This is a genomic window from Staphylococcus sp. GDB9P120P (genome assembly GCF_017893435.1).
Classification (GTDB): Bacteria; Bacillota; Bacilli; order Staphylococcales; family Staphylococcaceae; genus Staphylococcus; species Staphylococcus cohnii.
Genome location: NZ_JAESNB010000007.1, coordinates 82,430 through 107,651, shown reverse-complemented (window position 1 = coordinate 107,651; position 25,222 = coordinate 82,430). Strand labels below are relative to the sequence as shown.

Sequence of the window (25,222 nt, the reverse complement as noted above, 5' to 3'; positions counted from 1 at the left end):
GGTTTTAACTTTGAAAGTCAAGAACTTTTTAAAATTAATTTGAAAGCTTGTTTTGAAATATCATTATGTGTGTCGTTTTGTTTCGTCCGACAAGTAAATACTATACACGCTTAAAACGCTTTGAACAACAGTAAAATTTACACTTTTCTTCATGATCAAATGTGATCTTTCTTCATTTTACATACTTTTTATTTCCAATGGTTCGTATCGTTCGTTTTTATCTTCATCTCGTGATTTTTGACATTGATAAATAGTTTGAATAACTCTATAAAACAAACTTTACTGTTTATTAAATTTCTTTTCAAAAATTTAAAGCTACCTTAAAAAAAAGGTAGCTTGGTTTCATTTTATTTATAATTGAACACTTATTACATCTCTGTTCTGCCCATAATCGCTTTTGATAATGTCACTTCATCCGCGTATTCTAAATCTCCACCAACAGAAAGTCCTTGCGCTAATCGAGTTACTGTTAAACCTATTGGTTTAACTAGTCTCGATATATACATCGCCGTTGACTCGCCTTCCAAATTAGGGTTCATTGCTAAGATGAGCTCTTTTACTTCATCATTTTTCAAGCGATTGATTAAACTTGGAATATTAATATCTTCTGGTCCTATGCCATCCATCGGAGATATAGAACCATGTAATACATGGTACAAGCCTTTATATTCACGCATTTTTTCCATAGCGATAACATCTTTATCGTCCTCAACCACACAAATAATTGAACGATCTCTCTGTTTATCTTGGCAAATATAGCATGGATCTTGCTCAGTAATATGCCCACACTCACTACAATAGGTAAGTTCTCGTTTTACATCTACTAAAGCTTTAGCAAATTGAACGACATCGTCTTCTTTCATATCTAATACATGAAACGCCAGACGTTGAGCTGTCTTCGGCCCAATGCCTGGCAGTTTCATGAAACTGTCGATAAGTTTGGATATTGGTTCTGGATAGTGCATACAATCACATTCCAGGGATATTTAAGCCTTGTGTATGCTTACCTAAACGTTCTTGAGTAAGTTCATCAGCTTTATTCATCGCTTCGTTAGTAGCAGCAATAACTAAGTCTTGTAACATTTCAATGTCATCTGGATCAACTGCTTCTTCTTTGATTTCTACATCGAGAACTTCTTTATGACCTGATACTGTGACAGTTACCATGCCACCACCAGCTGTACCTTGTACTTTTTCTTCTTTTAATTTTTCTTGTTCTTCATTCATTTTCTTTTGCATTTTCTGCATTTGTTTCATCATTTGTTGCATATTTCCGCCACCGCGCATATATTTATCCTCCTTAAAAACTTCAATCTCATCTGATTGTAATTCATCTTTTGTCTCATTATACATGCCTTTTAATTCATTGTCATGTATCACTCTTCATCAATTACATTTACTGTGTTTTCTCCAAATAGGTCTTTAGCCTTTTGAACGACGTCGACTTCTTCAGGAGACGCTGTTGTCGCTGTTCTGTTTTCTTCCGCACTCGTACTTTGTTTGCGGTTTTGAAGATATTCTGTTCTTACTCTCATCCACTGATCTGCTGGCACGCCCACTACTTTAACTGTTTTATCTATAATATTACATACTACGTTCTCAATATTCTCTCTTTTTTCATCATCTTTATTTACAATCTCACAGTGTATTTCTTCTTCGAATTTAATCAGTACATGTGTTTCACTAGCTGCCACTGGTTCTGAATTTTGAAGTAAGCTTACTAATGATTTCATATCATTACTTTTAGCGTGATCTATAACCTCTTGCCAGTGGTCTTTAAGCTGTTTAATATCTTCTTTGTTAGCTTTATCTAATACTTTGGCAATTTGTTGCATTGAAAACGCATTTTTCGATTGCGTGCCTTTACTAGCTGTTTTTTTAGCTTGCGGTTTTGCATTATTAGTTACGACACCTTGTGATTTTAATGTTTTCAGTTCATTTTCTAACTGTTCCATTCGCTGTAACAATACTTCATTATTAGGTTCACTGGCTACGCTCGTTGTAGCAACAGTTTGCACATTTTCTGATTCGCCTTTAATCATTTCTGCTATTTTAACTAATAATACTTCAAAATGCACACTTTGATTGACACTAAATCTGATTGAAACAAGCGTATCATTAATCACATCAATCATTTTATACAAAGTTTCTAAGTCAAAATGCATCAGTGCATCATATTCAGATTCTATATTAGATGTCTTATTCATAATGGTATCTCTCACAAAATAAATCATATCATTAATCAGACGATTTACTTCTTTACCTTGTGCAATAAATTGGTGATAAGTTGAAAATGCAGTTTTTACATCTCCTTCAACTATCTCTTTTAGTAAATCATTCAATGCTTGAGCATCTACGCTACCAGTTACATTCAACGCGTCTTGCAATGTAAGATGATCATCACCAAAAGCAATTGCTTGGTCCATGATACTTAACGCGTCTCGCATACCACCTTCAGATGCTTTGGCAATAAAATCTAAGGCAGCATTATCATATTCTATATCTTGAGCGTCTGCTACGAATTGCAAACGTTCTACAATTTCATCGTGACTAATTGCTTTGAAATCAAATCTTTGCGCTCTTGAAATAATTGTCGGAGGTATTTTATGTGGTTCTGTAGTCGCCAATATAAAAATTGCATGTGCTGGTGGTTCTTCTAAAGTTTTCAACAATGCATTGAAAGCACCTGTTGTTAACATATGAACTTCATCTATAATGTATACTTTGAATTTTGATTCACTTGGTGCGTATTTAACTTTATCTCTGATATTTCTAATTTCATCCACACCATTATTACTAGCAGCATCTATTTCAATCACATCTGAATTCGTTCCTCGCGTAATCCCTGTACAAATAGCACATTCATTACAAGGTTCTCCATTGGAACGTTCGAGACAATTAATAGCTTTCGCGAATACTTTTGCGATACTTGTTTTGCCTGTCCCTCTCGGCCCGCTAAAAATATACGCATGTGATTGTTTGCCTTTTGAAATTGCATTGCGCAATGTTTTAGTTACATGTTCCTGGCCTACTACATCTTCAAAACTCTGTGGCCGGAACATTCTATATAAAGCTTGATAATTCACCTTCACACCTCCAATTACATTCAACAACTATTATATCACTGTGCTTTATATTTTGAATATTAATTAAATGCCTCTGGATAAACTACATTACCATTTGGTTGCTCTGCAAGTTGTTCCCACAAGAATTTAACCATAAAATATTTCGATGGTACATCAAACGGGCTATAAATTTGATAGTGGCTTGCCTCTTCATAACCTAACATACCATAATATTCAGGATCTCCAAGTACAATAATAGTCGTATAATCTTGCGCTTTTGCGCGTTCTTCCACAGCTTGAACAAGCGCTTTACCTATACCTTTACTTCTATATTCTGGCAATACAGATAAAGGTGCTAACGCTAACGCCATATAGCGTGTTTCATCGTTAATAATCTCTATTTCTGAAAGCATTGCATGGCCAATGACATCACCTTCATCTGTCTTCGCAACAACTTCCAATTCGGAATTATATTCTGTAGATGCTCTAATTTTCAAAACTAAATCTTGTTCATCATGGTTGGACTCTGCGACGTTTTCAAAAGCAGTTTTTATTTCGTCTAAACTTGCGTCATAGTCATTTTCAGTTAATGTACTTAAATAAATTTGCATATGTCGTTCCTCCAAATTCACTAAATTCAATTTTGGGCAGTTACAATCAGAATGCTATCGTTACAGTTCAATCAATTAAATTAATGTATCGCTATTATTTTAATATAAAAAAAGAGTGACTGCTATCAAAAGATAAGTCACTCATAATATATGGTTAATTGTATTTATTTTAAAAATTAAAACCGTGCACCTTCGCTTCGAATACGTATCATAAACGTAACCAAAGTCGACAGCTAAATCTCGGCAATCCTACGGCACATACGATGATCCACTTAATGCTGCTTCCGTCAGGACCTGACATGGTTCATGGGTTCATATTGCATAGGACCGAAATCTTCAAACACTACGTGCTTTGGGCAGACTTCACAAAAACGTAGCCTTAGCGAAGGAATTAAGTCTCGCATAAGCGGATTTCGAGTACAGGGAACCGCTACCTCCCCACCTAGCACGGCAAGATATATCATACTATAAGGTAATGACTGATTGCAAGTCATACAATTCATTATTTTATAACTTATTTCATTAAATTTTGTGACGTCTCGAAAAATCATTAAACTTAAACTCCGTGGCTAAATGTTTGGAAATGTTATATTGAAATTTTGTCGTATCCTTTAAATGGACGATACCTCGAACCGTTGCAGTGTATGGTGGTGTTACATCTCCAAATATTTCACATTCTAAATTACCAAATGCTTCAAAGGTGATAGATTTATTAGAGTAGCTAATTTCTAACTTCAGCGTTTGTTCTATATAATGATACAGCGAATCTTTAGCAATGTTCATTGTTATATCAGGAACAATTTTTTCTACTAAATAATCTTCATCAATAATTTTTACGCGACGATCAATTTTTCGCGTTCGGATAATGTGCCACAATGTTTCACTCTGGCGCAAGCCCAAAGCGTTTTTTACTTCCGGTACTTCGCTGGCAGGTATGCGTTCTAATAATCTAACTTCAGTCTCATGACTCAGACCTAATCCTTGTTGAACTTCCCTGAAACTCGTTAAATTCGCAAATGGGAATTCTGTAACACCTTGATAGATTACAACTGATCCTTTACCTTTAATTTTCTGAATCATACCGTCTCTAACAAGTAGATTAAGCGCTTTGCGCACGGTTTCACGAGAGGCATTGTAGTCGAATACCAATTCGTTTTCTGATGGCAATTGAGCACCATATGGTAGCTTTGATTCGATGATATCTGTGCGTAAATTTTCATAAATCGCAATAAATTTTTTCTGTTTCATGTGATTTCACTCACTGCCTTTTAATTTAAATTATTGTCTAACTACGATAGCACCAAATCCGTCTATTAAACCATTTACAATCGAGCCATTTTGTAACATTACTTCTCCTTCAACTTTTAAGTCTTGTGGTATTTCAACTTTTTCTTTTGAAAAGTTAGCAATCACTAACCATGTTTCATCCTTATAATGACGCTTATAAACAAATAATTCATCGTGGTCCATGTAAAGTGGCTCAATATTCCCATAAGTTATAATATCATGTTCGTGACGTAGCTTTATCAATTTTCTATATGTTTGCAAAATGGATTGATCGTCTTCTATGGCTGCTTCAACATTGATTTCCTTATAGTTGTTAGGAATATCAATCCAAGGTGTGCCTGAAGTAAAACCTGCATTTTCACCGCTTGTCCACTGTACAGGTGTACGAGAGTTATCACGAGATTTTTGTCCTAATATCGTTAAAATCTCTGTTTCTGGATAACCTTCAGCTTTTAACTTTTTATATGCATTTAGAGATTCTATATCTCTATACTGGTCGATATCATTGAAGTGAGGGTCTGTCATACCAATTTCTTCACCTTGGTAAATATATGGTGTGCCTTGAAGCATGTGCAAAGCGATGGCTAGCATTTTAGCACTACTTTGACGTAAAACCTCCGTCGAATCATCACCGAATCGTGTTACTACACGTGGTTGATCATGATTACACCAAAAAATAGCATTCCATCCGCCACCGTTATAAATACCTATTTGCCATTCCATTAATATTTCTTTTAATTTATGAAAGTCTAACTTTGCGTTTGTCCACTTTTCTCCATTAATATAATCTACTTTTAAATGATGAAAATTAAACACACTACTTAGTTCTTGACGTTCGGGATCCGTATATTGAATACAATTTTCAATCGTTGTCGAAGACATTTCGCCCACTGTCATCATATCTTTAACTCCAAATGTCTGTTGATTCATTTCGTGTAAGTATTCATGCACACGTGGTCCATCAGTGTAAAATTCTTTTCCTATCTTTTCTGAATTTTTAAATTCACCTTTTGATATTAAATTAATTACATCGAATCTAAAACCGTCTACACCAAAATCAATCCAATAATTAATCACTTTATAGAGTTCACGACGCACTTCAGGGTTATCCCAATTCAAATCTGCCTGTGTTACGTCAAATAAGTGAAGATAATATTCATCTGTTTTGTCATCGTATTTCCAAGCATTACCACCAAACTTTGATTCCCAATTTGTCGGTGGTTGATTATCTGCTGACCTCCTAAAGAAATAGTAGTCTCTATATGGGTTGCTTTTATCTGAATATGCTTGTTTAAACCATTCATGTTCTGTAGATGTATGATTAATGACGATATCCATCATTATTTTTAAATCACGTTGATGTGCTTCAGCAATCAATGTTTTTAAATCTTCAATCGTGCCAAATTGTTCATTCACTTTATAATAATCGCTAATGTCATAACCATTATCATTCATAGGTGATTCATAAATAGGTGTTAACCAAATATAATCCACACCTAGATATTGTAGATAGTCTAACTTTTCAATTATGCCATTTAAATCACCTTCACCATTACCCGTCGTATCATTGAATGACTTAGGATAAATTTGATAAACTACCGATTTTCTCCAATCATTGACTACCATATTATTACCACCTTATCTTTGTATTTTAAATTAAGAAACTCGCTAATCAAACTTAGCGAGTTTAGTTGTACTTATCTATTCGAATTAACTATTCTTCTACTATTTCTTTTGCTTCTTCTTTACTGAACTTCGAGAAGATAACAGTTAATATCGCTGGTACTACCATTGCTAGAACGGTACCTATTCCGTAAATTAACCAAAAATCTTTTTTAATAGAAATGATGGCTGGCACACCGCCAACGCCAACATTACCTAAGACACCAATTGCACCTATGATAGCGCCTATAACACCCGAAGTTAAAATCGCTGCAACAAAAGGATATTTCAACGGTAAGTTTACACCAAACAATGCTGGTTCAGTAACCCCTAAGAATCCTGATACACCAGAAGTCATTGCCAAGCCTTGTTCTTTGGCCATTTTGCGTCGTTTATAGACGAACCATGCACCAAATGCAGCTGAACCTTGACAGATATTTGAAATTGCTAAGATTGGCCACAAGTACGTCCCTTCAAGACTGCTTCCCATCAGTTGGAAATCAACCGCTAAGAACATATGGTGTAAGCCTGTAATAACTAGAGGTGCGTAAAAGAAACCATAAATTGCGCCACCTAACCAGCCGATATGTTCAAAGACAAATGTCACACCATTTGTAATCCCTGTTCCTAACCATAAGGCAATTGGACCTATAACGATAAACGCTAAGAAACCAGTGATTAATAAGGCAACTGGACCAACGACTAACATTTTGATTGAATCATGCACATATTTACTTAAGAACTTTTCAATTTGTGCTAATACATATGATGCTAATAAGATTGGTAATACTTGACCTTGATAGTTCAGTTGTTTAATTTCTAAACCAAAGATATGCCATGCTGGAATATTACCTTTCCCAATATCATATTGTGAAGCGAGTTGTGGGTTCATTAAAATTAGACCTAATACCAAACCGAGTATTTGACTCCCACCAAACACACGCATACTACTCCAACCAATTAAAGCTGGCAAGAAAATAAAGGCAGTGTTTGCAATAACATTAATAATATCTGCAAAGTCCCCTAATTGTGGATATTGTGCCACCAATGCTTGCTTCCCAAACAAGTCTTCCATTGTTAATACATTATAAATCCCTAATAGTAAACCAGCAGTTACGATAGCCGGTAAAATTGGTATAAAGATATCTCCCAATAACTTAACCAATCTTTGTATAGGATTCCCTTTTTTAGCTGCCGCTGCTTTCGCATCATCTTTAGAGGCACTTTCAGCCCCGGTTTCCTCAATAAATTGTTTATAAACTTCATCTACAGTACCTGGTCCAATAACAATTTGATATTGATTATCAGCTTTGAATTGTCCCTTAACTAAATCATTGTTACTCAGTCGATCTTTATCGACCTTATCATCATCTTTCAAAACAAGTCGCAAACGCGTCACACAGTGTGTTGCTGTGTCCAAGTTTTCTCTGCCCCCAATAGCTTCGACTATATCTTGAACATCTTTCTTTTTAACAGCCATGATGATTCACTCCCTTAAACTTTAATATTATCCAGATTATAACTTGTATAGACAAGTTTTGTAAAGGCTTTCACTCAGTTTCTTAAAAAAGGTCATCAAGTAGACATTAATTTCCTATCTCTACTTGATGACCTTCTTCAATAAAAATATATATTATTTTGTGTTTGGCGTAATCACAGCAATAAGTTTAATGATAAATGCCACAAACAATAACAAAAACTATGTAAAGCACTCGTCTTTTTTCTATCATTGATCGTAAACAACAAAAAAAGACAAACACTTTATATTAAATAAACGTTTGCCTACTATATTATTTATTAGTCTTGGTATTTAATGATAATGGCGGAGGAAGAGGGATTCGAACCCCCGCGGGCCGTTAAGCCCCTGTCGGTTTTCAAGACCGATCCCTTCAGCCGGACTTGGGTATTCCTCCAAATGAACACAATAATTATAATATTATAGCCCATTAAAAAAGTCAATTATAATTAAAATGTTACACCAATGTTTTTTCAGTTAGGTATTCGTCAACAGCATTAGCGACTGCTCTACCTTCTTGAATTGCCCAAACAACAAGACTTTGACCTCTTCTTGCGTCGCCTGCCGCAAAAATATTTGATTGATTCGTTTTGAAATTTTTGTTATCTGCGACAATTTTATTTCTCTCAGTTTGTATATTAAACGCATGTGGCACAGTGGTTTCAGTACCAATAAATCCTATTGATAACAATACCAAGTCAGCTGGCCAATGACGTTCTGTACCATCGACAACAACCATACCATCCTCTGTTTCTTCAAGTATTTGTGTATAAACACCTGTTACATTACCAATACGATCAACTTCGTAACGCATTGTTTGAACACCATATGCACGTGGTTCAAAACCAAAACGCGCCTCATATTCATTATGAGCATAATCCATTTTGAATACAGGCATGGCTAATGGCCAATACGTATTTTCGTCAAATTCGATAGCTTCAGGTTGTTTTGTGTATTTGTTAAATTGAACGATAGATTTACATTTTTCTCTCAGTGCAGTCGCTACACAGTCTGCACCTGTGTCACCAGCACCAATGACAATTACGTTTTTCCCTTCTGCAGATATTGACGGCTTTTCAATTTCACCATTTAAATACTCGCCCTGTTCTGTTAAGTAATCCATAGCAAAGTGAATACCCATGCCCATTCGACCTTCTAATGGTAAATCACGTGCGTTTTGCGAACCTGTACAAATAATAATGGCATCGAATTGTTCCTCTAAACTTTCTTTACTGACATCTATCCCTATTTCCGTATCAGTGATAAAGGTGATACCAGATTGTTCCATTAGTTTGATTCTACGTCGCACTACGTCTTTATCTAATTTCATATTAGGTATACCATACATTAATAATCCACCTGCTTCATGTGCACGTTCATATACAGTTATGCGATAACCTAATTTGTTTAATTCATCTGCAGCCGTTAAACCAGCTGGGCCGCTTCCTACTATAGCTACTGATGCTGCTTTACGCTCATTGGGAATCGTTGGTTTAACCCAGCCATTTTCAAAAGCTTCATCAATAATAGTACGTTCAATACCTTTAATCGCAACAGATTCTCTATTTATCTTCATCACACACGATTGTTCACACGGAGCCGGACATACACGTCCAGTAAATTCCGGGAAGTTATTCGTTTCATTCAAGCGTTTATATGCCGTTTCGAAGTCTTTTTGGTACACTAAATCATTCCATTCTGGAATATAGTTCCCAATGGGACAACCAATTGTTTCTCTACCATATGGTTCACCTGTTTGACAAAAAGGTGTGCCACAATCCATGCATCTCGCACCTTGTTCCGAGGCTTCTTCTTTTGTAAACCTTTGCTGAAAGGGTGCGTGTCCTTTCAAACGTTCTACTAAAGACAATTCATGCAAAGGTTGTTTATCATAATTCATAAATCCTTTGAATTCTCCCATACTTAGTCCCCCTTCAAATTAATACACAGCCGTTAATTGTTGCGCTGGTTCTAGATGTGTTCTCTTGTCATTAAAAGCATTCAGTAACGCTTCATCTTGCTGGTTAGATTCACGCTTTTGTAATTCAATTTTTTGCATCATCAATTTATAATCTTTCGGAATGACTTTCACTACTTTATTAGCCATTTCTTCAAAATTATCTAATATATTTTTTGCTTTAGTACTATTTGTATAAAGTAAATGGGCTTCTAGCATCTCTCTCACAACATTTTTTTCTGCTGCAACAGTGATTTCGTCGAAGTCTAAACTGTCTAATTGATGTTCTTCTTTAAATTTTTCAATATCAGATGGGAAGATATAAGCAACACCACCACTCATGCCTTGACCAAAGTTCTTTCCGACATCTCCAAGCACAATGACGCGACCGCCTGTCATATACTCAAGACCATGATCACCAATACCTTCAACAACAACTTGTACACCACTATTTCTAATACAGAATCTTTCACCAGCTTTACCATTAATAAAAGCTTTACCATAAGACGCACCATAGAAACAGACATTACCAACTATGATTTCTGATTCTCGCTGTTGCGTCGGTGCCTTCACAATTACTTTACCGCCAGAAAGCCCTTTACCTACATAATCGTTAGCATCACCTGTGTGATGTACTGTTAATCCTTGAGGTATATAAGCAGCTAAACTTTGACCAGCATGACCTACTGTATTGACATTGATACTATCTTCAGGCAAACCTTCAGCACCGTAGATATCAGTAATCATACTACCAGTAATGACGCCCACATCTCGTTGCTCATTTTTCACTACATAATTGCCAGTAAATGACTTCTGTTGTTCAATTGCTACTTGAGCATCAGGTAATAGTTGTGTTAAATCGAATCCTTCATCAAGATGGTGATTTTGCGCTATTTTTTTATATCTTTCACCTTCGTGCTGATATAATAATGCTTCAACATTCATAGATGCAGCTTTAGGTCTTCGTTGAGATAAATTATCTTTTCGTTTTAATAAGTCTGTACGCCCCACCAAATCATCTACAGTGCGCAAACCAAGTTCGGCTAGTATCTCTCTTAATTCCTCAGCAACAAAATGCATAAAATTGACCACATGATCAGCTCTACCATTAAATAGTGCGCGTAAATCTTGATTTTGTGTAGCAATACCTACAGGGCATGTATCTTTATGGCAAACCCGCATCATTACACATCCAAGGACGACTAATGGCGCTGTTGCAAAACCAAATTCTTCCGCTCCTAATGCACATGCATATGCCACATCTTTACCTGTGAGTAATTTGCCGTCTGTTTCTACAATCACTCTCGATCTTAAATTATTCATCATAAGTGTTTGATGTGTCTCCGCTAATCCAATTTCCCAAGGTACACCTGCGTGTTGGATACTTGTTTTGGGAGAAGCACCCGTACCGCCATCATATCCACTAATCACAATTTTATCAGCATAAGCTTTAGCTACACCTGCTGCGATTGTACCGACGCCAGTTTTAGATACAAGCTTCACTGTGATATTTGCGTTTTTATTAGCATTTTTCAAATCATGAATTAATTGTGCTAGGTCTTCAATTGAATAAATATCATGATGTGGTGGTGGAGAAATCAAACCAATACCTGGTGTAGAGCCTCTGACTTCAGCAATCCATGGATAAACTTTAGAACCAGGAAGCTGACCGCCTTCCCCAGGTTTAGCACCCTGTGCTACCTTAATTTGTATTTCTTTAGCATGTTGTAAGTAATGACTCGTCACTCCAAATCTTCCAGAAGCAACTTGTTTGATTGCACTAGAACGATTACGACCTTCGTCATCCACTACAAATCGTTCAGGATTTTCTCCACCTTCACCACTATTACTTTTACCACCCATTTGATTCATTGCTTCAGCAAGTGTTTGATGGGCTTCTTCAGAAATAGAACCATAACTCATTGCACCTGTATTAAAACGTTTTACGATTTCACTCGTTGGTTCTACTTCATTGATATCAATTGAATCTTGGTTTTTAAATTCCATTAAGTGACGAATATGATCTGTACGTTGGTGATTGACTTCATTTGAAAACGTTTTGAACTGTTCATAATCATTTAAACGACACGCATGTTGTAGTAAGTGAATTGACGTCGGGTTAAATGCGTGATGTTGGCCTTGTTTACGCCATTGAAACGTACTACCAGATTCAAGGTACTCGCTCTCAGATGACTGTCTCGCTTTATTTTCTTTATCTATCAAGTTTATATCGATACCAGATAGTTTTGTTTGTGTCCCTGTAAAATACCGGTCAACAACTTCTTGTGACAAACCTACCGCTTCAAAAATTTGAGCCCCTTGGTAGCTTTGAACGGTAGAAATCCCCATTTTAGCCATAACTTTTATGACACCTTCTGATAATGTATCCGTATATGTTTGAACGTTTTCGGCAATATTTCCGTTTAAGCGTCCTTTCTCCACTAAGTTTTCTATTGTATGCTGCGCTAAATATGGTACGACTGCATTAGCACCATACCCTAATAAACACGCTACATGGTGCACCTCTCTCGTTTCACCAGAAAGTGCGATGATACTTGTACGCATGCGCAAACCTTCTCTAATTAATAATTGATGTACATGACTTACCGCAAGCAATATTGGCAATGCATAGCCTTGCGCTTCAACTAGTACTCGATCATCTAATACAATAATTTCATAGCCATCTTTTACGGATTGAATTGCTTGTTCCCCTAAATTGTCTAACGCCGTTTCTAAGTTTTCGTGATATAGCGTTGATAAATGCTTAACTTTGAACCTACTATCGTCAATCGCTTTTAATTGTGCCTCAGTTAACACCGGTCTTTTCAATTGAATTCTATTCAATACATCTTCGTTAGGTTTTAATAAATTACCTTCTGAACCTAAATAAGACAATTCACTTGTCACTATTTTTTCTCTATATGCATCAATCGGTGGATTAGTGACTTGTGCAAAAAGTTGTTTAAAATAATTGAATAACGATTCATCTTTTTCATTTAAAACAGCAATCGGAACATCATACCCCATAGCGCCAATTGGGTCTTTCTTACTTTCAATTAATTCTGTCATATATTTGTCGATTTCTTCATTCGTATAAACAAATTGCTTTTGTAATCTAGCTAAAGTTGCTTCATCCCAATTGGATGGGACCACTTTTACATTGTCTAAATCTAAGTCTACTTTAAATTGATTTAGCCAATTCTCATATGGTAATTCATCAGCGATACGTGATTTTAATTCATTATTATCAACTACTTTTTGCTGTTGAAAATCAACTAATAGTAATTTCCCTGGATTTAGTTGACCTTTAAAAGCAACTTGTTCCTCAGGTACATCTACAACACCCACTTCTGATGAAAAAACAATGTAATTATCTTTAGTGATTGTATAACGTCCTGGTCGCAAGCCATTTCTATCAGTTAGCGCGCCAATTTTTTCTCCATTACAAAATGAAATCATTGTTGGACCATCCCACGGTTCCATCAAGTAACTATAGTATTCATAAAAAGCACGAACGTTACTGTCATTCGCCGTATTATAAAGCCAAGGTTCTGGTATCATTAACATTGCTGCTCTCTCTGGTTCCATAGCTAAAGATAAAAATTCTAAAGCGTTGTCTACAATAGCTGAGTCACTACCGTCTTCATCAATAATTTCCTCTACTTTATGTTTGTCTTCACCAAAAATAGTTTCAATCAAATCATTTTGTCTTGCACGCATCCAATTAACGTTACCCTTAATAGTATTAATCTCTCCATTATGCATTAATAATCTATTAGGGTGTGCGCGCTTCCAGCTCGGAAATGTATTTGTACTAAAACGAGAATGCACGAGTCCTAGCTTTGATATATAGCGTTCATCATTTAAATCTTGAAAGAGCTTCTTAATTTGATCAGAACGCAACCATCCTTTATAGACGATTGTTTTATGAGATAAACTTGTGAAATATAAATCTACTTGCTGCTTTTTAGCATATAATTCAATTTGTTTACGTGCTAAAAATAACGCTTTTTCTATGTGAACATCATCATTTAATGCGATGAATACTTGTTGTATATATGGCATCGTTTGGGCTACATGTTCGGCAATGGCATTGACATCTACTGGCACATCTCTATAACCAATAACATTTAATCCTTCGCTTTCAAAATAACGATTGAACGTTGCTTCATGCTCTGAATTTTTTATCTTCACGTTCGAAAAAAACATACCTACTGCATAATGACCCTCTTTCGGTAATTCAAAATCTGTTTGTTTAGAAAAATAATCAAAAGGAATTTCTGTCATAATACCGGCACCATCACCTGTCATGCCATCTGCACCAATTCCTCCACGGTGATCTAACCTACGTAGCATTTCCAGTGATTTTTCAACGATATCGTGTGATCTCCCATTATTCATATTGGCATAAAATCCAATACCACATGCATCATGCTCTTCACGACTATCATATAATCCTAATTGCTTACCATATTCGAACATAACCCTCACCTCTTTTTCGAAAATTCTGAATATTAAATAAGTATAGTAAACTATATAGTAATACATTAATCTATTCAATATATAAAATAGATGATATTATTCTAATAATTCGAATAATATTAATATGTTGGGAATGATCATATGGAAATTAAACAATTGAAATATTTTATAGAAGTTGCAAAAAGAGAACATTTATCAGACGCTGCTCTAGAACTTAACATTGCTCAATCTGCTATAAGTAGGCAAATCACACTATTGGAAAAGGAATTACAAGTGACGTTGTTTAACAGAGAAGGGCGCAACATACACATTACTGAAGAAGGGCAACAATTATTTTCTGAAGCAACAAAGATTATCGAACAGCTTGATAACACAGTACGTTTATTTCATAACCAATCTGAAACAGAGCATTATATTATACGTGTTGGTTATGTTGAAAGTTATATAACACAGGCACTTACATTATTAATGCAATCCTTTGAAAACGAAAGCACATCCATCATTCAACCCATTTTAATGGAAGAAGAAGACATTTTTTCAGCTTTGCTCACAGATAAAATTGATATTGCTTTCACTGCTATGTCAGATGAACTCAAACAGCACCGTTCTTTAAAGGTAAGCCCTTTATTTGAAGAAACATTCCATGTCTATGCACCTAAAGATGATCCGATCACAATGGCTACGAATCCACCTTTAGTACAATTTTCGAATAAATCTATTTACGAATTATATCCATTACCAACCAAGATTAGACAAACATTAGTAAAAACAACCAAAACACCTATACAAACGATTACACATCCTCAACTGGCTGAATATATCTTAAGCAAAGGGCGTGGCTACATCGTCACACCTTCTTATCATTTGCTTTCAAAAAATCCGCAAAAATGGCGAGAAGTATCATTAGAACATACAGCATTGAAAAGAACCATTTGCCAAGTTGTTCGGCTAGACAATCGAAAACATGATTTACAATTTTTATTAGAAATTATCGATAAATTATTAAGTAGAAGCACGACTTATCATTAATCACATGCATAAAACTTTTGAATTCAAATCGCTAGGAGCGTATAATCGCATTGTCTATATAGGGAGGACTGAAACAAAACAATGCCTTTTAAAACGTTATTTAAACGCCCTTTTGATTGGGTCATCTTGATATTTATCATCTTATTTGTGGCTGTATTTATTTTCACATTTTTCAATGCCAGATTTTACGATACACCAATCGGCCAAATTACAAAGATCGAAAATAAATCTACATCACACATTACAGATGATAACCATAATAAAGATACTAAATACAATCAAACCCTAACACTTAAAATTTTGAACGGAAAATTCGAGGGACAAACGACGAAGATTCCTCATCATTACATAGCATCACAAGCTGATAGTGAAGCATTCTCAAAACATAACAAAGTTTTGTTACACATCGGCAAACATCTAGATGATGCTTATATCATAGAAAAGAAGCGAGATAGCCTCGTCGTTATGATAACTGGAATATTTTTATTAACTGTTTTACTAGTAGGACGTAAAATCGGTTTACAATCGATTCTTTCTTTAGTTTTCAATACAATCGTTGTGCTTTTAGCTATCTATTTACATAATAAATTTCCTGATTTAAATTTATTTGCACTTATGAGTATCGGCGTCATTTTTACTACGGTATTTACTTTGCTCTTAGTTACCGGTTGGCGATGGCGAACGTCAATTACGATAGCAAGCACACTATTAGGCACTTTTATTTGTGTTGGCGCCACCCAATTAGTGATTACGTTAACAGACGGTGCGGGCTTAAAATTTGAAACAATGAGTTTCTTAACTTTGCCTCCTAAGGATGTTTTCCTTGCTTCTGTTATGATTGGAACACTTGGTGCTGTCATGGATGTAGCTATCACAATAGCAAGTGGTATGGCAGAAATATTGCGCAGAACACCTAATATAAGTATGACTCGATGGGCGCTCGCAGGGCGTCATATTGGTCAAGATATTATGGGGACAATGACGAACATCTTATTATTTTCATATTTATCTGGTAGTCTTCCGATGTTTCTTATTTACCTTAAAAATGCAAATACAGTAACCTATACCATTTCCATGAATTGGTCATTAGAAATTTCCCGGGCAATTACTGGTGGTATTGGTATTGTTTTAACGATTCCAATCACTATTTTATTAATGCAATTATGGTTTAAAATGCGAGGTGTTAATCAGTGAGCGTCATAACAATCTTAGGTCTTCTACTTTTCCTATTAATGGCCATTTTTGGAGGAAAAAAAGGTATCATCTCATATTTAACACTGTTTTTGAATTTTGTCATATTATTAATCACTGTCATTATAATTATGCTCGGCGCACCTATTTATCTCGTAACACTTATATTTTGTATCGTTATTGCAGCATGTAATTTATTTGTTTTAAATAGTTACAATACAAAAACAAAAGCAGCATTCTGTGCAACGGTCATTACTACTTTGTGCTTGATTATTGGTATTTATTTATCAGTATCCATCGGACATTTACAAGGTTTCACAACCGAACAACAAGATGAAACGTATATTTTTTCTATGAATATCGGCATTGATATGGTGAAATTCATGGTGTTTACAGTAGTACTTGCAGTCATAGCTGCGGTTATTGATTTAGCAATCACAATCAGTTCACCAATGTATGAGTTATACGAAACCAATTCGAACTTAACAAGCAAAGCATTATTTCAATCTGGCATGCGTGTAGGACGTGAAATTTTAGCTACTTCGGCAAACACAATTTATCTAGCCTATTTCGGAGGACAATTGACATTATTCTTTTGGTTTTTTAGGTTGAATTATTCTTTTGGACATATCATCAATTCTAAAATCTTTGCACAAGAATTTATATCTATCCTGCTAGGAGGCATCGCTGTTGCCATTAGCATCCCGATTACTGCATGGATAACAGCACTATTAATTAAACATCAAAAAGAGCGTCACTCAAAACACACGCATCAATCTTCACATTAAAAAATCAAAGTCCCACATCTCAATTTATTGAGATAGTGGGACTTATGCATGAGCTACTGCTCAGGTAACCATTTTACATTTTTACAATCTTTGTCAGGACGGGACGACGAAATCTTGTTAATAAAATTAGATTTCTGTCCTACTCTCTTTGTGAATCTGTATGATTATATGATGCATACATACCTAATTTTTAATCAAAATTTTTAACATCTCACAATAACAGAAATATGATTCGCTATTTTAAGAGAGTGTTCAAAATTTCCAAACGTTTTTCAACTAAGCTAAATCATTTAAAGTTCTTTCAGTTTTTCATTTAATAATTGCATTTTACGTTCTCGTAACTTTGTATAATATGCGATATCCTCTGCTCGCGTTTCTAGTGGAAATATATAGTAAACATCTTGATAAAAATCAATATTAGCTTTCGTGCGCCTACCCTCCAACACGATTCTCGAACTACTAGGTTGTGCTAAGGATAATTTGTATTTAGGCATCACACTATGATACACATTTACGATTTCCCCATCTTTAATTAAATCTGAGGTATTTATAAATTTAATCTCTATATGGTTTTCATTCGCTAAACTTCTCGTTAATAGCGCTAACATTATGTCACAAAACATAATCGTCATAATACCTTTATTTTCGAAAGGAGGTGCAACTTCTAATCTTTCAATACACACCTTTTCAGTTTCACCAAAATGATCAAATCTAGATTTAAATGTATGGTGATCTTCATTTTCATATCTAGTAATAACACTTGTTGAAACATAGTCTAATGATGTACCTCTCAAATAATAATAACATTCCCAAAATCTACTAATCTTTGATATGTAAAAGGTTTTATTTCCTCATAAAAACTTTTACAAATAATATTAAACGGACTCATACTGTTACGCTTTGTAAGCATGGAATAACCTCCTATTAAATTGTTATTCATCATAATATTTAGCTATCGCAATTGTTGCTTCCGACACACATAGAAAAACACCCCACATCAAATGTGAAGTGCCAAAGCTGATATTTATTTTTCAACTTAAGATTAATGATTATTAAAAATGAAATAATTCTACTATTTATGGCATGCTAAAGTTTCAAAAATTAAACTTTTACAAAGTATCATCCAAACTCATTACAGCAGATAACATTAATAAAATACTTTCAACCATAATATCTATTAAGCTCTACGTACAATCTCATATGCGAAGTACCTGCAAAAGCCATTCTTAACGATTCAAAAATTATTTTCATAAACCAAACTGCACATCAATGGTTCAAATAAAAATTTTCTATCCTCATTGCCTATTCAATCCAATCAATGCATCAACAACTCAGTTTAATAACTTATACATTCAAAATAATCATATCCTTAATTTTTTTATTATTTATATATTTAACATTTAATATCCAACCATAACAGATTTTCATATTTAAACAAACATAATTGATTCATTTGAATTTAAATAATTCTAATATATTTTTGATTTTCTTTTAAAATCATAGACTTTCATTATATTTATTTTATTTATGCTTATATGTATTTTCAGCTGATACTTCTATTGCACAACCACTTTCATCAAGTTCACTTCACGCAAAAAAAGCGCCATTAAAGCTAACAAACTTTGTTAGCTTTAACGACGCAATCATTGATTTCAACAACTTTGCTTCATTATGTATACAGGTTTATTTTCTAATAACGTTTCGCCTACAATTTCATAATCACTTTGACTATAAAGTTTCATTGCCAAATGGTTGTCTGTATTTACCGCTAAATAAATTTCATTGATTGTGGGATAATACTGTTTGACATATTGAGGTAAAATACACATCACTTTTTTACCATAACCGAAGCCTCTATAGTGACTATCTACACTAAAGGATCTGAAAAATATTGCGTTTGCATTTGCAGAATAAGGTTTGACTCCTTCACCTTCATGTAACGTAAAAAAGCCAACACACTGCCCCTTGCCATCATACACTAATGTAGGGTGACGTTCTTGATCTCGATTGGCCAAATCAATATTTTCTAAAGGGGTTTTGGTGAATTTCCGGTCTTCTGTCGACAGCGTAAAATTCACTAAATCAGCATATAACGATGCGTGATACGGGCTTAATTTCACTGGTTTAGATGACTCACTTTGTTGTTTAGCATATTTAATCCATGTAAGCACAGCGGGCGCAATTTTTTCCGTTTCATTTTTTGTGATCCATTTTATATCAGTAATTTCTTGTGCTGGTTTAACCGATGACCAATCAATATCTAAAGATGTTGAAAAACAATTCAACTCCGTCTTAGTATTTTTTTGAGGATAAGCATCTCCAACAACAGTACCTAAATATTTAAAAGTTTGTTCCGAAATATCCAACTGTAATTCTTCTTGTAATTCTCTTCGCAAAGCTTGTTTTAGAGACTCTCCTTGATCTATTTTTCCACCAGGAAAATAGTATTTTTTTCTGTTTCTAGCCTGCACCAATAATAATTTGTCGTCTAATTCAACTACCAAGCATACACATCTAATCATAACTATCATCTCCACTCCCCAAAGCAAACTATTTTTATACTTTCAACGCTTATGTTATCATAATCCATCCCTTGAACACATTTTGTTTTTTTCTCTCTCACAATAGAGTTTAATCTAATTAATGTTATAATAATAAAGCGGATTTTATAAAATGGAGGATTTCATTCATGGCTAAAAAAACAAAAATTAATCGCATTTCAAATACAATTAACTTCATAGGCATTGCCATAGAAGGTTTTAATTGGTATGCATATCAATCAAAAAATAAAAAATTACTTTACACAAGTATGGCTATTACAAGTGTAGGTGCAGTCTTAGATTTCTATACTGCCTTAAAATCACCAAAAAAGTTTGCTAAAATATTTTCAACATTCACTTTGGCAAGTACGTTATTCTCAACTGCCAAGCGTATAAAATCATTACGTCAGGAACCATAAACATGAAACGTCTAGCAACGAGCTATAAAATTTCATAAAAGCAAAATAAACGTCAATTTCTATATGATTTAATAGAAATTGACGTTTATGCGTTAGTCAAAGATATTTTTGCCTTAGGCACGCTTAATGGATATATTTATATGAACTCACTTGCGATGCTGGAATCGTTCTATATGTCGCGATTCCAGGCGAAGCACTGTAGTTCATTTCAGAAACAGTAATGCTACCATTTGAATTGACAGACTCCACAAATGCTACGTGTCCATAATATCCAAGATCACTTTGTAAGATTGACCCTACAGTAGCTCTATGATCTACTGTGTATCCATCTCCTGGTGCGGCATTGTCCCAATTATTAGCATTCCACCAATAAGTACTAATACCTTTCCCAATTTGAGCACGCTTATTAAAGACATGCCATGTACACTGACCCCAGTCATACAAATTTGAATGGTTAAATACTGGCGTTTTATAACCAGTTGAACCTGTTGAACCTGTTGAGCCACCTGATGATGCTGAACCAGATACTTTTAATTTTTGCCCTGGATAAATATTGAAATTTTTAAGACCATTCAAGCTCATGATTTTTTGATATGTCGTCCCATATTTAGCAGCAATCGCAGATAATGAATCGCCTGATTTCACTGTATATGTTGTCGTTTTACCAGATGTAGTTGAACCACCTGTTGAAGTTGAGCCAGATACTTTTAATTTCTGTCCTGGATAAATTGTAAAATTAGAGAGTCCATTTAAACTCATAATTTTTTGGTATGTCGTCCCATGCTTAGCTGCAATTGATGACAATGAATCACCCGATTTCACTGTATACGTTGTCGCACTTGAGCTGCTTGTTGAAGTTCTTGAACTTGTAGTCCCTGATACTTTCAATGTTTGATTTGGAAAAATCACATTCGATGTTAAATTGTTTAATGATTTCAATTTTGCTATTGAAATATTATATTTATTCGCTATTGACCAAAGAGAATCGCCACTTTTGACTTTGTAAGTTGTAGCTGCATCTGCATTTGCAGAATTAATAGCTGCTAGCGCACTTGTCCCAATTACAGTTGCTATTATTTTTTTATGCACTTATGTAAACCTCCCAATATAAATCCGATACATTTCGTTTCCATCACGTTTACTATTATACAATTTAATTTAATACTTTTGTATATAATTTATATGACATTATTATTACAAAGTAAACCTTTTGTTATTTCAATGAAACATAACGTTGAATACTGTATATTTCAGTCAAAAGTTTTTATATTTATATCTTTAATACCAAAATAGCGATGCAAAAAATATTTATAGTTTTCAGATGTTATATTTTTCTTTTCTTTTTGACCATGATCAGTAATTGTTAAATGATTGTTCGACATCGTTACTCTACCGAAAGTCGTTGCTTTACTAATTAAAAGTTGTTGAACAAAAATGGATGCTTCATTATTTTGATTAAACGCTATGCCTTGTTCAAAATCTGACAACACCTTAGGTTCATCCCTATATTGATATTGCGTCTGCCATTTATGATCAACTTTCTTCTTCATTTCAAATGTATTGTCACTTATTTTACTTACTTTAAACTCACCGTTTACATCATAAACAATTTCCTCATCATGTGTGATTGGCATGGCTGCTTTAGGTATATCCGCATAACCGACATCAACTAAGTATTTTTTCTGATTTAATGTAACGATTAATGCCATATGCGACCCTTCCATGGCCCAACCTGAGCCATTATAAATTGTCGCAGATACCATATACACGTTATACCCTTTACTTGTTAAATATGCGCAAAACAATCTGTTTTGTTCATAACAATAGCCCCCTCTATGTTCGTTTACAATTTTATCTATCATTGATGGATTATCTAAAGCAATAGGTTGTCCATTCTGCACATTAATATTTTCAAATGGAACGTTCAATACATACTTTTCAATATAATAGTTCAATGTTTCTAAATGATTGTCATGATATGTATGTGTATCTATCGCTAAATAATTTTCTAATATTTCAAAATCAGTCATATAACTCCTCCATTTCTCTATAGCTGTAAAATAAGTCCTATACGCATCACGATGCATTAGCGCAATTGTCAGTGACAACTTATAACTGATCAACCTCGTTCATTCACTTTAAACAATAAAAATATAACTATTTTAAGTTATGCAAGAATTTCTTAAACATGTTCTGTTAATTTATATGATAAAGGGTAATAATGATTATAGACAATCTTTTGATATTGACATCAATTAAATAAATAGATATTGTGTATACCTATACATTTGTATAGCTAATTTACTATATTTCAAAAGTATCGAAGTCACTTTACGATTCAGTGAAATGTACGAACACTTAGGTGTCATGACATCAGGTACTTATTATTTTAAAATTTTCAGATTATTCTTAATATAATGTGATTTTTTATTTTGGAGGGGATTATTTGAGCAAGGAACAGTCGCAAAATCAAAAACCAAACGATTTACGAATCCGCAGCAAAGTGATTAGTGAAGGTGTAAGCCGTACACCTAACCGATCTTATTTACGTGCACTTGGTTTTGAAGACGAAGATTTTGAAAAACCTATGATTGGCGTTGCTAGTACATGGAGTGAAGTTACACCATGTAATATGCACATCGACGGTCTCGCTCGTGCATCTAAACGCGGTATAAGCGAAGCTGGAGGTTCACCATTGATTTTTAATACGATTACAGTTTCAGATGGTATTTCCATGGGCACTGACGGTATGCGCTTCTCACTACCAAGCCGTGAAATCATTGCTGATTCAATTGAGTCCGTAGTCAGTGCTGAAAATTTAGATGGTGTTGTAGCAATCGGTGGCTGTGACAAAAACATGCCAGGTTGTATGATTGGTATCGCTCGTCTTAATTTACCAGCTGTCTTTGTATATGGCGGGACTATATTACCTGGGAAATTGAATGGCAAAGATTTGGATGCTGTATCTGCTTTTGAAGGTGTTGGACAATACAACAATGGAGAAATAGATAAAGAAGCATTACATAAAGTAGAGTGCTCTGCTTGCCCCGGTGCCGGAGCTTGTGGTGGGATGTTTACTGCTAATACAATGTCCTCTGCTATTGAAGCTATGGGAATGAGTTTGCCTGGAAGCGCTTCCCACCCAGCTGTATCAACAAACAAATCAAAAGATAGTCGCGCAGCGGGCAAAGCTGTTTATCATTTATTAGAGCAAGGTATATATCCTAAAGATATCATGACCAAAGAAGCATTTGAAAATGCGATTACTGTTGTCATGGCGTTAGGCGGCTCTACAAATGCAATCTTACATTTACTAGCTATTGCGCATACAATTGATGTAGATTTAACACTTGATGATTTTGAAAAAATACGTAAACGCGTACCGCATATTGCAGATTTAAGACCTAGCGGCAAATACGTAATGGCACATCTTGATGAAGTCGGTGGCGTGCCAGGCGTAATGAAACTATTACATGAAAAAGGATTAATCCATGGTGACTGTTTAACAGTTACTGGTAAAACCGTTGCAGAAAACTTAGCTCAACAACCAAGTCTTTCTGATGATAAAACAATCATTAATTTTGATCAGCCTAAACATCCTACAGGTCCACTTGTTATTTTAAAAGGTAATCTAGCACCTGAGGGCGCAGTAGCAAAAATTTCAGGCTTAAGTGTTACTTATATTAAAGGACCTGCGAAAGTTTTTGATTCAGAACCTGCAGCGACAAAAGCAATACTCAATGACGATATTCAACCTGGAGATGTCGTGGTGATTCGCTATGCTGGACCAAAAGGAGCGCCTGGTATGCCAGAAATGCTATCAGCTTCTTCTATTTTGGTAGGAAAAGGATTAGGTGAATCTGTTGCATTGTTAACAGATGGACGTTTTTCAGGTGGTTCACATGGTCTAGTAGTAGGTCATGCCGCTCCAGAATCTCAAGCAGGTGGACCAATGGCATTACTTCAAGAAGACGACATCATTACTATTGATGCTGAAAATTTAGAAATTAGTTTTGATATTTCTGATGAAGAGTTAGAACGTCGTCGTAATGCATGGCAAGCCCCGCCATTAAAAGAAACACGTGGTACATTAGCAAAATATGCCAAACTCGTATCATCTGCTTCAAAAGGCGCAATCACTGACTAATGAGTAACATTCGTTTAAGTTGTTTAATATAAAATCTATTTGAATTCATTCACTTTGCCACTTTTATACAACTATTTAGATTTTTAAAATTTACCAGTCTCAAACAAATTTTATGGAGTAATACTTTAAAATATGTGTATCTATAACAACAATAGCTTTAATTAATGAATAAACGTCAGTTTCTATAGAATTTTATAGAAATTGACGTTTGCTTTGTTTCTACGGAAATTTTGTATTAATGAAACTGTTACTTTTCTTTGAAAGCAAAATTCTATAATTTAAATGATTATGTAACCACTTTTCATACACTTTTGAATGCGCTATTGTTATATTTTTTTATTAATTTCCATTTTGGAATAATTTATTACTATTTAGGGAATTTTAAACAAAATTTAGCACAATTCTTTTATAGTGAAGTTAACAAATTAAAGCGAGGTGAAGGACATGGACTTTATCATTGATATCATCAAAAAAATCGTTGGTTTATTCACAGGCAAATAATTTCTAACCTCTTTAAAGAGACTGATA

18 protein-coding genes, 1 tRNA gene and 1 other RNA gene are annotated in these 25,222 nt (G+C 34.6%); 5 read left to right on the top strand and 15 right to left on the bottom strand.

Features of this window, described 5'->3' with window-relative positions; genetic code table 11:
* Nucleotides 1-368 precede the first annotated feature (368 nt).
* The 11 genes from recR to gltB all read right to left on the bottom strand — a co-directional run bounded on the left by recR (nt 369) and on the right by gltB (nt 14,580).
* Nucleotides 369-965 (bottom strand): recombination mediator RecR, encoded by a 597-nt coding sequence (gene recR, locus KA856_RS05125; protein ID WP_046206986.1) that lies wholly within the window; start codon nt 963-965, stop codon nt 369-371.
* 4 nt (nt 966-969) lie between these two features.
* Nucleotides 970-1,287, bottom strand: a complete 318-nt coding sequence (locus tag KA856_RS05120) for a YbaB/EbfC family nucleoid-associated protein (protein ID WP_026034724.1) — start codon at nt 1,285-1,287, stop codon at nt 970-972.
* Nucleotides 1,288-1,376: 89 nt separating this feature from the next.
* Nucleotides 1,377-3,086, bottom strand: coding sequence for a DNA polymerase III subunit gamma/tau (gene dnaX, locus KA856_RS05115; RefSeq protein ID WP_107385691.1), 1,710 nt, complete (start codon nt 3,084-3,086; stop codon nt 1,377-1,379).
* Nucleotides 3,087-3,145: 59 nt separating this feature from the next.
* Entirely contained in the window at nt 3,146-3,676 is a 531-nt protein-coding gene (locus KA856_RS05110; RefSeq protein ID WP_181187397.1) for a GNAT family N-acetyltransferase, read from the bottom strand.
* Between the two features lie 182 nt (nt 3,677-3,858).
* Nucleotides 3,859-4,127, bottom strand: an RNA gene (gene ffs, locus KA856_RS05105) — signal recognition particle sRNA large type.
* A 71-nt stretch (nt 4,128-4,198) separates the two neighbouring features.
* Nucleotides 4,199-4,924, bottom strand: coding sequence for a trehalose operon repressor (gene treR, locus KA856_RS05100; protein WP_107383739.1), 726 nt, complete (start codon nt 4,922-4,924; stop codon nt 4,199-4,201).
* A 30-nt stretch (nt 4,925-4,954) separates the two neighbouring features.
* A complete protein-coding gene (treC, locus tag KA856_RS05095) occupies nt 4,955-6,589 on the bottom strand; it encodes an alpha,alpha-phosphotrehalase (RefSeq protein WP_107385688.1) in 1,635 nt (544 codons plus the stop codon).
* Between the two features lie 88 nt (nt 6,590-6,677).
* On the bottom strand, nt 6,678-8,105 hold the full coding sequence (treP, locus tag KA856_RS05090; protein ID WP_107383741.1) for a PTS system trehalose-specific EIIBC component: 1,428 nt from the start codon (nt 8,103-8,105) through the stop codon (nt 6,678-6,680).
* 340 nt (nt 8,106-8,445) lie between these two features.
* Nucleotides 8,446-8,538 (bottom strand) — tRNA-Ser (locus KA856_RS05085).
* 60 nt (nt 8,539-8,598) lie between these two features.
* Entirely contained in the window at nt 8,599-10,062 is a 1,464-nt protein-coding gene (locus tag KA856_RS05080; protein ID WP_107385687.1) for a glutamate synthase subunit beta, read from the bottom strand.
* Between the two features lie 18 nt (nt 10,063-10,080).
* Nucleotides 10,081-14,580, bottom strand: coding sequence for a glutamate synthase large subunit (gene gltB / locus KA856_RS05075; RefSeq protein WP_107517848.1), 4,500 nt, complete (start codon nt 14,578-14,580; stop codon nt 10,081-10,083).
* 141 nt (nt 14,581-14,721) lie between these two features.
* On the opposite strand from gltB, the gene gltC reads away from it, so the two are divergent.
* The 3 genes from gltC to KA856_RS05060 all read left to right on the top strand — a co-directional run bounded on the left by gltC (nt 14,722) and on the right by KA856_RS05060 (nt 17,588).
* Complete coding sequence (gene gltC, locus KA856_RS05070; RefSeq protein WP_107385686.1) at nt 14,722-15,609, top strand: glutamate biosynthesis transcriptional regulator GltC; 888 nt, start codon at nt 14,722-14,724, stop codon at nt 15,607-15,609.
* An 81-nt stretch (nt 15,610-15,690) separates the two neighbouring features.
* Nucleotides 15,691-16,803 (top strand): YibE/F family protein, encoded by a 1,113-nt coding sequence (locus KA856_RS05065; RefSeq protein WP_107383744.1) that lies wholly within the window; start codon nt 15,691-15,693, stop codon nt 16,801-16,803.
* 38 nt (nt 16,804-16,841) lie between these two features.
* On the top strand, nt 16,842-17,588 hold the full coding sequence (locus tag KA856_RS05060; protein WP_154409622.1) for a YibE/F family protein: 747 nt from the start codon (nt 16,842-16,844) through the stop codon (nt 17,586-17,588).
* A 290-nt stretch (nt 17,589-17,878) separates the two neighbouring features.
* On the opposite strand, the gene KA856_RS05055 is transcribed toward KA856_RS05060, so the two are convergent.
* Nucleotides 17,879-18,382: a hypothetical protein gene (locus KA856_RS05055; protein WP_233432393.1), complete on the bottom strand. Its 504-nt coding sequence runs from the start codon at nt 18,380-18,382 to the stop codon at nt 17,879-17,881.
* 858 nt (nt 18,383-19,240) lie between these two features.
* Nucleotides 19,241-20,110, bottom strand: coding sequence for a GNAT family N-acetyltransferase (locus KA856_RS05050; protein WP_107505264.1), 870 nt, complete (start codon nt 20,108-20,110; stop codon nt 19,241-19,243).
* A gap of 167 nt (nt 20,111-20,277) precedes the next feature.
* On the opposite strand from KA856_RS05050, the gene KA856_RS05045 reads away from it, so the two are divergent.
* Nucleotides 20,278-20,547: a hypothetical protein gene (locus KA856_RS05045; protein WP_107385683.1), complete on the top strand. Its 270-nt coding sequence runs from the start codon at nt 20,278-20,280 to the stop codon at nt 20,545-20,547.
* A gap of 123 nt (nt 20,548-20,670) precedes the next feature.
* On the opposite strand, the gene KA856_RS05040 is transcribed toward KA856_RS05045, so the two are convergent.
* Together KA856_RS05040 and KA856_RS05035 are read right to left on the bottom strand one after the other, a co-directional pair.
* A complete protein-coding gene (locus KA856_RS05040) occupies nt 20,671-21,636 on the bottom strand; it encodes a LysM peptidoglycan-binding domain-containing protein (RefSeq protein ID WP_107385682.1) in 966 nt (321 codons plus the stop codon).
* A 161-nt stretch (nt 21,637-21,797) separates the two neighbouring features.
* Nucleotides 21,798-22,577, bottom strand: a complete 780-nt coding sequence (locus KA856_RS05035) for an arylamine N-acetyltransferase family protein (RefSeq protein WP_107383749.1) — start codon at nt 22,575-22,577, stop codon at nt 21,798-21,800.
* 416 nt (nt 22,578-22,993) lie between these two features.
* Between KA856_RS05035 and ilvD the strand changes: the two genes are divergently transcribed.
* A complete protein-coding gene (gene ilvD / locus KA856_RS05030) occupies nt 22,994-24,694 on the top strand; it encodes a dihydroxy-acid dehydratase (protein ID WP_107385681.1) in 1,701 nt (566 codons plus the stop codon).
* The last annotated feature ends 528 nt before the right edge of the window (nt 24,695-25,222 follow it).

Excerpts from the sequence above, each read along its gene's own strand:
- KA856_RS05065 (WP_107383744.1), top strand. The coding sequence starts at position 15,691 with ATGCCTTTTAAAACGTTATTTAAACGCCCTTTTGATTGGGTCATCTTG.
- KA856_RS05080 (WP_107385687.1), bottom strand. The coding sequence starts at position 10,062 with ATGGGAGAATTCAAAGGATTTATGAATTATGATAAACAACCTTTGCAT.
- treP (WP_107383741.1), bottom strand. The coding sequence starts at position 8,105 with ATGGCTGTTAAAAAGAAAGATGTTCAAGATATAGTCGAAGCTATTGGG.
- KA856_RS05110 (WP_181187397.1), bottom strand. The coding sequence starts at position 3,676 with ATGCAAATTTATTTAAGTACATTAACTGAAAATGACTATGACGCAAGT.
- KA856_RS05060 (WP_154409622.1), top strand. The coding sequence starts at position 16,842 with ATGGCCATTTTTGGAGGAAAAAAAGGTATCATCTCATATTTAACACTG.
- recR (WP_046206986.1), bottom strand. The coding sequence starts at position 965 with ATGCACTATCCAGAACCAATATCCAAACTTATCGACAGTTTCATGAAA.
- gltB (WP_107517848.1), bottom strand. The coding sequence starts at position 14,580 with ATGTTCGAATATGGTAAGCAATTAGGATTATATGATAGTCGTGAAGAG.
- KA856_RS05045 (WP_107385683.1), top strand. The coding sequence starts at position 20,278 with ATGGCTAAAAAAACAAAAATTAATCGCATTTCAAATACAATTAACTTC.
- KA856_RS05035 (WP_107383749.1), bottom strand. The coding sequence starts at position 22,577 with ATGACTGATTTTGAAATATTAGAAAATTATTTAGCGATAGATACACAT.
- gltC (WP_107385686.1), top strand. The coding sequence starts at position 14,722 with ATGGAAATTAAACAATTGAAATATTTTATAGAAGTTGCAAAAAGAGAA.
- KA856_RS05050 (WP_107505264.1), bottom strand. The coding sequence starts at position 20,110 with ATGATTAGATGTGTATGCTTGGTAGTTGAATTAGACGACAAATTATTA.
- treR (WP_107383739.1), bottom strand. The coding sequence starts at position 4,924 with ATGAAACAGAAAAAATTTATTGCGATTTATGAAAATTTACGCACAGAT.
- treC (WP_107385688.1), bottom strand. The coding sequence starts at position 6,589 with ATGGTAGTCAATGATTGGAGAAAATCGGTAGTTTATCAAATTTATCCT.
- KA856_RS05120 (WP_026034724.1), bottom strand. The coding sequence starts at position 1,287 with ATGCGCGGTGGCGGAAATATGCAACAAATGATGAAACAAATGCAGAAA.